8 protein-coding genes are annotated in these 12,262 nt (G+C 69.1%); 1 reads left to right on the forward strand and 7 read right to left on the reverse strand.

Translation table 11 applies throughout. From position 1 onward, the window contains the following. Positions 1–74: 74 nt before the first annotated feature. The gene (locus ACFSXZ_RS09780; RefSeq protein ID WP_378263556.1) at positions 75–698 is read right to left on the reverse strand and encodes a hypothetical protein; all 624 of its coding nucleotides are present in this window, start codon (positions 696–698) and stop codon (positions 75–77) included. Further along, positions 682–5,505, reverse strand: coding sequence for a hypothetical protein (locus tag ACFSXZ_RS09785; RefSeq protein WP_378263558.1), 4,824 nt, complete (start codon positions 5,503–5,505; stop codon positions 682–684). Before ACFSXZ_RS09785 ends, ACFSXZ_RS09780 begins: the two co-directional genes overlap by 17 nt. A 49-nt stretch (positions 5,506–5,554) precedes the next feature. Here ACFSXZ_RS09785 and ACFSXZ_RS09790 point away from each other — a divergent pair, with 49 nt between their 5' ends. After that, positions 5,555–5,953: a hypothetical protein gene (locus tag ACFSXZ_RS09790; RefSeq protein WP_378263560.1), complete on the forward strand. Its 399-nt coding sequence runs from the start codon at positions 5,555–5,557 to the stop codon at positions 5,951–5,953. Between the two features lie 10 nt (positions 5,954–5,963). On the opposite strand, the gene ACFSXZ_RS09795 is transcribed toward ACFSXZ_RS09790, so the two are convergent. The 5 genes from ACFSXZ_RS09795 to ACFSXZ_RS09815 form a co-directional block, all read right to left on the reverse strand. After that, a complete protein-coding gene (locus ACFSXZ_RS09795) occupies positions 5,964–7,226 on the reverse strand; it encodes a CHAT domain-containing protein (RefSeq protein WP_378263562.1) in 1,263 nt (420 codons plus the stop codon). Then, positions 7,223–7,447 carry a hypothetical protein gene (locus tag ACFSXZ_RS09800; protein ID WP_378263564.1) on the reverse strand — a complete coding sequence of 75 codons (225 nt, stop codon included), beginning with the start codon at positions 7,445–7,447 and terminating at the stop codon, positions 7,223–7,225. The genes ACFSXZ_RS09795 and ACFSXZ_RS09800 overlap by 4 nt, the downstream gene beginning before the upstream one ends. A gap of 37 nt (positions 7,448–7,484) precedes the next feature. After that, positions 7,485–9,275, reverse strand: a complete 1,791-nt coding sequence (locus ACFSXZ_RS09805) for a hypothetical protein (RefSeq protein ID WP_378263566.1) — start codon at positions 9,273–9,275, stop codon at positions 7,485–7,487. Between the two features lie 49 nt (positions 9,276–9,324). After that, positions 9,325–11,058, reverse strand: coding sequence for a hypothetical protein (locus ACFSXZ_RS09810; protein WP_378263568.1), 1,734 nt, complete (start codon positions 11,056–11,058; stop codon positions 9,325–9,327). A gap of 422 nt (positions 11,059–11,480) precedes the next feature. Further along, entirely contained in the window at positions 11,481–12,233 is a 753-nt protein-coding gene (locus tag ACFSXZ_RS09815; RefSeq protein WP_378263570.1) for a TetR/AcrR family transcriptional regulator, read from the reverse strand. Positions 12,234–12,262: the final 29 nt, after the last annotated feature.

Consider the following 12,262-nt stretch of genomic DNA (forward strand, 5'->3'; position numbering starts at 1 on the left):
TTGTCCTTCACACCGCGATTATCCCTTCCTCCCGGGAGACCGCGGCGGTGCGTCGTGGAAGCAGCGCTCGACGGTCACGAGATCTTTCGCAGGGTGCCGCTGGTGATCTGGCCGTTCGACACGGTGTAGCTGCCCCGGTACTCGTGCGTCGTTCCGTCGCTCCACAGGACGCTCAGCTCCACGTCGACCGTGTCACCGTAGGTGTCGAGCACGGTGAGATCGTCTTTGACCGTCGTCGCGTAACCGTCGACGAACACCGAGTAGGACTTGCCGAGGTTGACGCCGCCGAGTTGCCACGCCGTCTGGTAGTCGCGGTTGTTGACGGCGGTGTAGTAGTCCCGGACGACCGCCGCGGGCTCGTTGTCTCCGGAGGATGAAGTGTCCGTTGTGGACACTGATGACGATTCGGCCGTTGTCGTACTGAGCGAACCGCTGTCACCGCCCGACCCGATCGACGAATCCGGAGTCGTGTGCGGTCGGCTGAGGACCACCACGATCACCGTCACGATCACCACGACCGCCGCGACCGCGCCGCCGACGACCAGCCGCCGGTTCGGTGTCCGTTCCAGCTGGTCCAGACGGACGATCGGGAGGGGTGACGACTTCGCCGGCTTCTGGCCGGCCGGAGCGCCGCAGTACTGACAGAAACGCTTGCCGGCCGGGGTGATCGCCTTGCCGCAGTTAGCACATGTGCTCATGGGATTTTCCTGACGTGTCCGGTTCTCCTTGGGGGAAAAGCACTCCTGACCTGAGCTCTGCCTCGTGGGTCAGCCGGGTCAGTGCCCGGCGCGCGCCGGCGGGCAGCGCGGGCCGGTCGCGGAGACCGGCCAGCCACTCGGCAAGCGCCACCTCCGTGCGTAGTGACCGAGGCGTGTGCGGATACGGTGCCCACGCCGCGAGGGCGTTGCGGCCGAGTTCGTACAGTGACGGGTCGGCGACGATCGCGTGCACCAGCGGCACGCAGTCGCCGAGATAGGCCAGCGCGACCGCGCGCCCGGTGCGGACGCTGTGGTGCGCTTCGCGGGTTTCCAGATCGGACACCAGCCGGTGGACCTCGTCCGGTTCCCGGTCGACGTGGACCGTCGCCCGCAGGTCGAAGGCTCGGCGGGCCAGGTAGCCGAGTACCGCGAGGACATCCGCGAGGGGTGCCCAGGATATCTGTCCACTATGGACTGTTCCGATCGTGGCGACGGCGGGCGCACCGGCCATGCGCGTCGCCACGGCACGCAGCGTCGGCAGTGCCTCCACCAGGTCCATGTTCGCGGCCGCCAACGCCCACCGGGCGGCTTCCCAGTCGGCGCCGCCCTCGGCCGGGGCGCGATCGAGCAGCCGTTGCCGAGCGGCCCGGCCGAACGACAGGGCGGGGCCGGTGTGGCAGTGGCGGGGAAAGTCCCGGCTGGCCAAGGCGGTCTCGGCGAGCACGGCGGTGTCGTCGCCCGCTTCGATCAGGTTCGACAGTACGGCGGCATCGCCTCGGCACCGGGTCAGCGCGGCCACCCACGGCCATCGGTGCCGCGCCGCCAGATCGCGCTCGGCCAGTAGCCCGGCCGTGGACCACGCCAGCCGGACGCCTGATTCGGGTCGCACGGAACAGATCGCGCACAGCACCGCGGCGGCGCCGGTGAGCCGGTCCTCGTCGACGGTGTCCATCAGCTCGCGGAACAGGCTTTCCGCATGGTCCAGTCCACCGGTACCGGCCGCGCGCAGCATGTCCGAAGCGATCAGCACCCGGGACGTGGGCGCGGTCGCGTCGATTCGGGTGAGGACGCGGACCGCTTGGTCCGGTGTGTCCCGGAGCAGCCGGTGCGCCGCCGCGGCGGCGTCCAGCGGCTCACCGGCGACGGCGGTCCGCACCCACACCTCCGGCGTCGTGTCGCCGACGAGGATGTCCCAGTACTCCGGCCGGGGTTCGGGCGGCGGGTCAAGCCGGGACACGTCGTCCAGCGCGGCGGCCGGACGGTGACCGGCCAGGAAGTCGAATCGATGGGCCAGCAGCGTCGCCACCGCGTCCGGGCCCGACAGCATGGCGAGAAGCTCGGCGCGTTCGGTCCGGTATTCGCTCGCCTCACCGGGAACGATCGGCCCGCTCAGTGCCTGGTCCACGTCCGCCAGCCGCCGCCGGCAGGCGACCTGGACGACATCGGTCAACGGTTCGGGCAGCGCGATTCCCAGTGCCCGCAGGGTGGTGACGGCGGCACGCACCACCGGCCACGGCTCGGTCGGGGTGATGCACCTGCCGACGTACAACTCCAAGCCGCGCAGGCCATCCGCCGCGATCACCTCCAGCGCCGCCACGCGCAGCGGTACCGGGCACGGTTCGGCGAGCAGGCGCGCGATCCCGCCGGCCCACCGCCTGCCACCGAGGGCGGACCGGCGGAGGTGAGCGGCGACGGCGTGCAGTGCCGCCGCGCGGATGTCCGGCCGGCACGCGGCATCGGTCACGACCGAACGGAGCGCGTCCAGGCCGGCCGTTCCGGCCAACGCGCCCAACGCGTCCGATGCCTCGGCGATCTCGTGGGCGACGGAGTAGTCGCTGGTCAGCACCTCGCGGCACGAAGCCACGAAGGGCGCGACGATGTCGTCGTCGACCCGGGCGTCGTTGATCAGCTGGGCGGCGAGTTTCGGCGCCGTGCGACACGCCGCCCGCACCAAGTCGAGCACCACCTCCCGCGCGTCGGCGACTCCCGGGAGCGTCACGAAGACGCGCAAAGCGCTGTGCCAGGACAACCGCCGGACCAGATCCACCGGCGCCGCAGGCAGCTTCCGGCGGAGCGCGCAGGCGGCGAAGTAGTCCCGATGGGTCTGGTCCGGGAAACCGACCTCACCATCGGAGCACCGCAGCACGTCCCGGCCGGCGAGATGGTCCAGCAGGCTGTCCGGATCGGGAATTCCGGGCCAGGACCGGGATTTCAGCGGGACGGTATCGGCGCGTTCCTCGATCGACCGGACGGCGATCCGTTCGCAGACCAGCGCCAGGTCCTCGGCCTTCGGCGCACCGGCGGTACCCGTGCCCAGCCACTGTTCGGCGAGGATGTCACCGGGTGCGAACGCCCCATCGGGCACCCCGGACCGATGAACGGCCCGTGCCACCAGCGCGAGCACGCCCGGCCGTCGCGGGTGCACCTGCTGCCATTCCGGCTCCGTCAACAGGATTCGCAGCAGCCGTTCGATGGTCGTACCGCGAACCGTCGTCCCGGCCAGCGCGCCGTGCAGCAACGCGCGCATGCCGGCCACATCGAGATCCCGCAGCCACAGGACGGCCGACGCGAATTCCGGCGGTTGGTCCGGTTGACGTTGGACCGCGAGCACACGGACCCGGGGATACCGCCGCCGCAGCCCGGACAACCAGGACAGCACCGACCGCCGCGCGTCGGAACCGAGCCGGTCGACATCGTCGATCAGGAAGTAGGGCACACCCAGGACGAGCGCGGGCTCCACGGCGCCATCGAGTCCCGAGCCCGCCAGGACGGCGGCCGCCACCGTGATCGGATCGTCGTCGGCCGCGCAGAGCCCGGCCAGCCGTTCGGCGTCGACCGGAACCGGCACCCGGACCGCGAGCGATCCTGGATCGTCGGCGTCGAAGGTGGGCAGATCGAGCACCGCGACGGCCAGCCGATAGCAAGCCTCGCACAGGACGGTGGACTTGCCGCTGCCGGAGGCACCACAGAGGACGGCCGCAGGTTCGGCCGCGATGTGGGAGAACACCTCGGCCGCGTCGGACGCGCGGTTCGCCGTCAGCGCGACGTACTCGTCGTGCCCCGTCCACGCGACCAGCAGGCTTCGCACGCGCTCCGCGCACCTTGTCCGGACCACCCGTTCACGCACGTCGGTGAGCACGGCTTCGGTCGCGCCGTCGACCGTCGACATCGCGACCGCCAGGTCCCGCACCAGGCGGATCGCGCCGTCGTCGGTGAACCGCAGTACGGGCGCCACGCCCGCGATGGCCGCCGCCAGATCGGCATCGGTCCAGCGGGCGAACCCGTCGGCCCCACCGAGGTGCTCGGTCGCGACCGCCGCGACGGCCACCGTCGCCCGCAGCCGCGCCGGTGTCTGGTCCTCGTCCGCCCACTTGGCCGCGCGGTGCGCCGCGAGCAGTGACTGTTCGAGATAGTCCTGATGCCACGGCAAACCCGCCCACACCGGGCGGGGCGGACGTCCGCACCGCCTGACCGCCAGCAGTACCTGGAAAGGCATCGCGAGTTCCGGTGCTCGCCGGGCGACCACGGTCGTCAACACGGACACGGCGTCGGCCTCCGGCGCGTGGTCCAGCACCCGCGATGCCAGCGCGAGCCACCGCTGCAACGCGAGCAGCGCGGGGAAGTCGAGATCGGCGAAAACTTCCCGCAGCAGTCCGATCTCCAGCCAGCAGAAATCCGCCTGCTGTGGCTGGCCCGCCGCGGTGTGCGCGTAGTCGATGAGGATCGGCTGATCCTCGACGAGGAGGATGTTGCGCGGGTTCAGGTCACCGTGCACCACGGACCGGACGCGGCCACGGGCGGGCCGGGTGAGCACGTCCAGCACCATCCCGAAAGGACAGTCCATCTCGGTGCCTGCCACCACCCAGCCATCGTCCGAGGTCGCCACCGGGCCCAGTTCCTCCAGCGCGGCCACCATCCGCGCGCGGACCGCCGCCCCTCTGGTCTGGACCACTTGCCCTCGCACGGCGAAAACGGGCGGCCGGGTGCGGGCATCGGCCGGACGAATCGCCACGTCGATGTGGTCGCCGCGCGCGAACCCGGGGCGGCCACGCGGGTCCGGCCGCAGATTGGCCAGCACGATGTTTTCGCCCGCGACGAGTTGTGCCGTCCGTGGGCCACCGACGGTCCGGGACAGCAGGACGTCGTCAGGCAGCCGTGGCGCGGAACCGGGGAGCGGATCATGCTCGTCGACCGAAAGGACGACATTCGGGCCGAGCGCGAGATTCATCGGGCGCAGCGTCGACGGGTACTCCTCTCGCTCCGCGTGCCGGTCGTAGAGCACGCTTGCCGCACCACGCAACAGTTTCTGGATGATCCGCAGAACGTGGTCGAGGTCTTCGGCCGAACCGGTACGGGCCGCGCGGACCACATCCTCCAGGCTGCGCGGCGGTTCTCCCCGCCCTCCGGTGAACTGCGTGGCATGGTCGTACACGACGGCACCGGGCCCCCAGCCGGCGTCCGGCGGAGTGACGACGTCTTCGGTCGCGGCCACGATCGGGGCGAAGAAGATCGTCGCGTCCGGCTTGACGAGTGCGAGGTAGGACCGCCATTCCGCGGCGAGTTCCGCCGGTGAGTCGATCTTGGCGACCCGGGCCAGCCGCACGCTTCCGGAATACACCACGATGTCGAGCACCAACGCGCCGCTGCGTCCACCCGCCAGCACGCCGGTCACCTCGATGTGGTCGACCCGGCTCGGCCAGGCACCGGACACCGAGTCGGACCGGATTCGCCGCAGCGCGCCCCGCACGTCGGCGCGCCGCTGTTCGTCCAGGTCGACATCGCCGAAGGTGACTTCAGGCCCGGCCATGGACGTTCCCGAATACGATGGGCGTGATGCGACAGTCGAGGACAGGACCATGACCGGCGGCGACCGGAGCCCGCACGCCGATGTGCCGGCCGCGTGGGCGCGGATCTGCGACGAGTTCCCCGGCCTCCAGGACCGGGCCACCGAGTACGGCTACGAAGAACGACTGGCGAAGCTGGTCGAACGCACCCGGAATGGTGAGCGGCGGATGGTGCTGTGGGACATGCTGCTCGGCGAACTGGCCGACCGCGCCGGTGAAGAACGGTTCATGACCTGGCGGGACGGCACGCGGGCGGACGGCGCGTGGCCGTCGCCGCTCGACCCGGACCGCACCGGTTTCGCGTGCCCCGGTGGGCTGTGCGACCACAGGGCCGCGCCCTCGCCCGGCCAGCGACCGTGGTGCGCGTTGTTCGGCAGGCCGATGACCGACCTCGGTTCCGACGGCGCCTGACCGGCGCCGGCTAGCGCGAACCGGCATGGGCGCCACCGACCCGCGTGTACAACCGCACCGGATGGTCCTCGAAGTCGTCACCGAGTTGCAGGTGGACCTGACTGCCGCCGAACCGGTATGCCTTCTCGATCGGCTCCCCGGCGGCCAGCGCCTGGTAGAAACCGATGCTGAACGCGATCGCGACATCGCTGGGCAGGTTGTCGTGGACCGCGATGACGTAGTCGACGTATCGGCGGACCTCCTGGGCGAGCGGTTCGCTGTCGCAGGCTCCGGCGATCACACACTCGACGTAGTCCGTGGTCTCGCTGAACAGTCCCGCCACGGCCCGTGGCGTCACGGGATGCGGGTGCCCCTTCTCGCGCTCGAGGTAGAGGTAGCCCTCCGCCCCGTGCGCGGCCAGATGCACGATGCGCGGGTGCAGGTTGTGCAGTGCGCCGGTCAGTTCCCTGGGACCGATCGCCCCTCGCTCCTCCATGCGGAACGCCGGATTCACGGCCAGTTCCTTTCGGATCTCCCGCGCCTCGGCAGCCGCGTACGTCAACTGGGTGTGGACCGGGTTGGCCGACACGTAGAGAACGGTCGACGGGCCGGACGGCCGGACGGCGGCGGCCGAACCGACGGTGACCTTCTTGGCCCACTGCAGTTGTACGGACTGGTCCTGCTGGCCGTAGCCACCGGTCAGTTCGATGTGGACCGGCACGGAACCGGTCTCGTTCGGCAGGACGTCGAACGGGAAGTCGACGGAGTCGCCCGGAAGCAACGACGGCAGCCACCGCGGCCGTGTGTCGTCGAACCGGAGTGGTCCGCGCACGACCATGCTGACATCCCGGACGGCGGTGTCCCCGATGTTGGACAACCGGATCCGGAAGGCGCCCCACCGGTCCGGCTCGAGGATGCCGTCCACCACCTCCGCCTTGAGCCGGGGCGGCGGCGCCTCGACCCGGACCACCGGCTCGACGATCAACAGGTCGGTGTAGTCGTCGTTCCGGACCGTCGAGCCGTACCGGTTGCGGTAGGAGAAATTGCTGCTGTGGACCGGCCAACTGCCCACGTCGTCGGCCCGTACCCGCAGCGATCCGCGCACGCTGGCGCCCGCCGGCAAGCGGTCGGTCTCGATCTGTCCGTTGCCGGACAACCGGATGATCTGCCAGGGCAGATCGAGGTGGAACACCACGTTCCGGCAGACGCCCTCGCCCACGTTGGTCAACGTGACGGTGACCTCGGTGTCCTGACCGGCCTGGATCCGCCGCGGCGACAGGGTGACTTCGATCATTCCGGTTGCCCCTGGCCCGACTCGGAAACCTTGTGGTGCGTTTCGTAGCAGTCCGTGCAGTGGTAGGCGACGTTGGCGGTCTCGTCATCGCCTTCGAAGACATCGTTTCGCGCCGAAATCCGATCGTCCAGGCACAGCAACTTCCCACAGTGGTGGCACACCACGAGGGCCTTGTTCTTACCGGACTCGGGCTCGCCGCACTCGGCGCAACGCCACTCCATTTTTCCTCCCCGTTTCCTCGCCGAGTTCGCGTTCGCCTCAGCCCAACTGCCGCGACGCCTTGCTTTCCTCCAGCGCCCTGCGCGTCTGCGCGCACAGGTTCTTCCACGTGTTCTTGATGATCTGCTGCATGCCCGGCTCCTCCGTGACACGAGGGTCGTCGGTGTAGACGCCGCGTACGGCCACGGCGACGGTCGTGTTGCCCCTCACCGGGTCGCCGTCGGCGCGGAACTCGTTACCGGTCAACGTGATGCGGAATTCGATCGGGAAAAGGCGTTCGTAGTAGCGGCCGCTGATGTCCCAGTACCGGCGGACCTCGTCGACACTGGGTCCGTTGCTGCCCGGGTTCTCGACCACCCGCTTCACGTAACAGTTGTTGTCACTGAGGGCATCCGTGAGGGCGGCGACCGTCCGGTGATCGGGGATGACACCTTCCAGTTCCATCAGTTTCGAGTCGCTGGTGGGCTCCCGTGGATCCGGCACCATGAGCGCGTCCTGGTAGCGGACCTTGGCCAGGCTCAACGAGAAGTCGGCCGTCAGCGTGGTGGCTATCCCGCTCTTCCGGCCGGTCGCGGTGGTTCCGCCGCGCGGCGGGCGCCGTGGCCCGCCCAGCGCGTGATAGACCTGAACCTCGGACACGCCGGACAACGCGTGCCGGAACCGCAGGTCGATGCTGCCCCGGATCGAATCGGCCGTTTCGACGCGGCCTTCGAAGTGGACGACCACCCGCAGCCGGCACCGCTCCTTCACCGCCTTCGGCAGCCGGAGGTCGGACATCCTGATCAGATGCACGACCTCGTCCGGATCGTCGGGATCGGGTTTCCGGCCGAACGAGCGGCGACTCGCCTGGACACCCTCGTCCAGTTCGATGGCGCGGACGGCGCCCCAGCCGACCGGGGCGATCAACCGGATCTCGTTCACGCGGTCGATCTCCAGCGCCCTGTCCTCGTACCCGAAGTCCTTGTCCCAACCGACATCCAGTTCCAGGGTCCGCCGGTCGGACTCGGCGACCAGCGCCGGCGTGAGCCAGAGCGGAATCGAATCGATCTCCAGGCCCGGGCGCAGGTGGTGGGTGAGATCGATCTGGTAGCGGCGGTCGCGTGCGCCGCCGGAGGCCAGGAACGGCAGGTCGGACACCCTGCTCGGCAACGCGAACACCGGCACCGTGGCGTGGCGGTTGTCGAACTCCAGCCCGACCGGTCCCCGCAGCATGACGAAGCCGATCGAGACCGGCACCGGCTCCTCCGCGGCCAGGCGGTACTTCTCCCGGTAGCGGTCCAGCCGGTCGCGATCGGCCTGACGAAGGAGCATGTCCACCGTGAGCCTGCCAGTGGCGGGCAGCTTCTTAACCTGGTAGCCCGCGACCTCGTCGAAGCGGATGTCGGCGTGCACGCTCTCGGTCAGGCTGATCGACTCGATGGTCGGCACCAGAGGGAACGGCGGGCGGGCATGGGTCGCCCGGCTCCGGCGGCGGTGGCTGATCACGTAGCCGAGGGTCGCGCCGGCCCCGCCCGCGCCGGCGAGTGAACCGCCTACCCAGTAGGCGGTGCCCACCAGGAAGATGATGCCGAGCACCGCGGCGGCGGCCCCGGAGATCATCAGCCAGCGCAGACCGCCGTCGACCGTGTGGTCGTGCTCGGTGCAGTGCCAGGCCGTGACGTTGTCCAGGTTCAGACCGGTGAACTCGGTGCTCCGCTGCGCCACCTCGGCGGACACGCCGTGCTCCCGGCACATCGGCCGGCCACAGTGATGGCACACGGCGACGACGTCCATCGATCCGCACTCGTAGCAGTGCGCGCTGGGGGCGCGTGGCTTCCATTCCGTATTCACGGCAGTGGTCCTCTTTTCACGGCAGGGATCCCTCTCGGCGGAATCCGGGTCATCGGCGTACCCGGACATGGGTGAACTGGGTCCGGAGGACCTGGTGCAGCCGGTTCATCGCCCGGGTGATCTCCCGGCTGCTCCGGCGCAGGGTCCCGTAGCTGTGGACCGTCAGGTCACCGCTGTCCAATGAGGTGGTGAACGTTTCGCCGCCCACCACCGTCTCGCGTTCGGTGGTGTATCGCGTGCCTTCCAGGAGATAGCCCACCTCCAGGATGTCGGCACCCTCGCGCCTGCGGTAGAACAACATCCGGACGTCCGGGTCCTGGCTGACCTGACGCTCGAAATAGTGCTCGAAACCATCGGCGGTCAGCGCGTTCTTGATGTCGCCGACGCGGGCCGAGTTCAGCAGGACCTCGTCGAAGTGGAGGTGCTGGGAGGTCGAGACCACCCGGTCGGCGAACGCGTCGCCGAGGGTCATCTCGATCGTGGTCGAGACCTCGCTCGTCACCTCCGGCGCGTAGTCCTTCGAGCGCCGGCCGGTCCCGTCGTAAAGCCGGGCCGTCATCCCGGACAACAGCCGCGGTATCCGCACATCGACCCTGGCTTTCAGCTTTTCCTCTCGGTAGATCTCGCCCGGCTGCTGGACGAGCAGGGACATGACAGGACTCGAGTAGGTCCGGACGGCCGAGCCGGATTCGTCGGCCTCGTCGTCGTCCCTGGCGTCGGTCCGGTTTCCCTCGGGGAGGTCGGCGGCCTCGTCCTCGTCGCTGTCCTCGTTGCCTTCCTCGTCGTCGTCCGGCTCCGCGTCCCCCACTGCCTCGTGCGGCTCCGGCTCGTCGGCATCGGGTTTCCCGGACGGCTCGTCATCCTCGCTCCGCGCCTTGTCTTCGGCCTGGTCCTCCGCCTGGTTGACGCCTTTGGGCTGGACCGCGGTCAACGGGACATCACGCCATTCGATGCAACGGCTGGCCGGGTTGTAGCGGATCGGATGGTCCTTTCCGGACACCCGGAGACTGAAGAAGCTCGGCGACGTCACGGTCGGCCATTCGATCGACACCGAGGAATCGGGGAGCTCGTCGAGTTCTTCACCCGTGACCTGCACCTCGACCCGGACCCGCAACTCCAGGTACGGCTGGAAAGCCCGCTGCGTCCGCAGTTTCGCCGCGACCACCTCGGCCTTCACGTCGTCGACTCCGGTGATCTCCAGGAAATCCGCGCTGTCCGGATCACGCAGTTCGATCGAGACGTCGACCGGCATGATCTCCGGACGGCTCGGGTCCGGTGCGTACTCATGGGTGAGCACACAGCTCCCGAGATCGTTGATGAGATGGTCGTAGCCAGGCGGGACCCGCGGGTCGGACACGGGCACCCGGATCGGCAGGGCGGTGGTGTCCCCGATGCGGTTGCCGGCGAGCCGGAAATCCGTTCTCCCGCAGTTGGCCAGCACGACATGGCCCACCAACGCGTTGATCGGCTCGGGATTGTACGGCGGAATCTGGCCCGCTACGTCATCCTTCGCCTGCCGGGTGAAGAAATGATCGCCGTCGTAGGGCACGACCACCGTCACGCGGCCCTTGGGCGGCTGGGTCGGGTCGGAGTTGAGTTCCCGGTTCCGGGAGATGTCCTGGGTGTAGTAATAGGTCTCGACGATGCGCACGGTCTCCGGTGCCGCCCGCGCGTACACCTCACCCCTGGGGTGCCGGTGATAGGCGGGCTCCGCCGGCGCCGAATCGGTTCCGGTGGTGAACAAACGCCGTATCGCGGCCAACAGATCCTTCGGCGTCCACATATGGTCCGAACCCCCTTTGTCGAGCGGCCGCGGTTCCGCGGAACGAGCCACTTTGATGCGCCTGTGGGTCGCTTGCGGGATACACTCTGTTACACGGCGCGCGGGAAGACTTCGTACTAGTACGGGATTCGGCGAGCTGGACCACCGAGTTGGCGTAGCCCGGTTCGGTCCGGAGTCACGATCTACCGACGCCATTCGTGCACGCCGCGCGGCCCTGTCGCGGCCGGGATCCCCTGCGCCGCGGGGAGTCCGGCCCGGCCGGTGACGCCATCTTCGCGTGGTTCACCGGGGCCTCCGGTTGTCGGCCACGCACGGTGTGAAGACCGAAGAAGCCGATGGGATCGGCGATCAAGCCAGCGGTCCGGGCCCGGGTCGCGATGCCCACCGGCCGATATCAGCTCTTCAGTCCTGAATGGACCGTCTTAAGTAGACAAAGATGCGGAGCCGGCCGCGGGGGTGGTCCGGCGCCGGGGGAGGTTGTCGATGATCAGCCCGAGGGTGAAGTCGAACCGTTCGTGTCCGGTGCCGGAGGTCAGTTCTGCCGCATAGCGTTTGGTGTGCGGGAACCGGTCCGCGGGGAGCGCGGCGAATCGGCGCACCAGTTCGTCGCGGCTGACGACCCATTCGTCGTCCTGCCGGCTTTGCCGTTGTGAGACCAGTGAGATCTCCAGCGTGTAAGCGCTGACGTAGAGCGAAAGGGCGTCGATCGCCCAGGCCGCGGTCTGAGGCTCGATGCCACCGGCGAGAAGGATGGTCAGCATTCCTTCGTTGACGCGCAGCACGTCGAGGTTGGTGGAGAACATGGCCAGCGCGGCCTGGGAGATACCGGGATAGGCCAGGTACTGGTCGCGGATCTGGGCGCAGACGTCGAGAATCTGCTCGCGCCATGTCGCCGGATCGGGTTCGGGCAGGACCAGCCGGCCGCAAAGCCGCCCGATGATCAGTTCGTCGATGTCGGCCTTGTTCACGACGTGCGCATACAGCGAGGCCGGTCCCGTGTCGAGTACGCTGGCGACGCTGCGCATGGTCAGGGCTTCATAACCCTGGGTGGCAACGACCTCGAGCGCGGCGTCGGTGATCCTTTCGACGGTGATCGGCGCTTTCCGGGGCTTCTGCCGCGTGGGGGCCGGCTGCGCGTGCCGCGCGGCCCGGCGCTGTTTCGGATCACCTGGCATGCGGCCGAGCCTACCTCGCCGAAAACTAA

Origin of the sequence: Amycolatopsis pigmentata (genome assembly GCF_042684065.1) — a bacterium.
GTDB lineage: Bacteria > Actinomycetota > Actinomycetes > Mycobacteriales > Pseudonocardiaceae > Amycolatopsis_E > Amycolatopsis_E pigmentata.

Excerpts from the sequence above, each read along its gene's own strand:
- ACFSXZ_RS09780 (WP_378263556.1), bottom strand. The coding sequence starts at position 698 with ATGAGCACATGTGCTAACTGCGGCAAGGCGATCACCCCGGCCGGCAAG.
- ACFSXZ_RS09785 (WP_378263558.1), bottom strand. The coding sequence starts at position 5,505 with ATGGCCGGGCCTGAAGTCACCTTCGGCGATGTCGACCTGGACGAACAG.
- ACFSXZ_RS09790 (WP_378263560.1), top strand. The coding sequence starts at position 5,555 with ATGACCGGCGGCGACCGGAGCCCGCACGCCGATGTGCCGGCCGCGTGG.
- ACFSXZ_RS09795 (WP_378263562.1), bottom strand. The coding sequence starts at position 7,226 with ATGATCGAAGTCACCCTGTCGCCGCGGCGGATCCAGGCCGGTCAGGAC.
- ACFSXZ_RS09800 (WP_378263564.1), bottom strand. The coding sequence starts at position 7,447 with ATGGAGTGGCGTTGCGCCGAGTGCGGCGAGCCCGAGTCCGGTAAGAAC.
- ACFSXZ_RS09810 (WP_378263568.1), bottom strand. The coding sequence starts at position 11,058 with ATGTGGACGCCGAAGGATCTGTTGGCCGCGATACGGCGTTTGTTCACC.
- ACFSXZ_RS09815 (WP_378263570.1), bottom strand. The coding sequence starts at position 12,233 with ATGCCAGGTGATCCGAAACAGCGCCGGGCCGCGCGGCACGCGCAGCCG.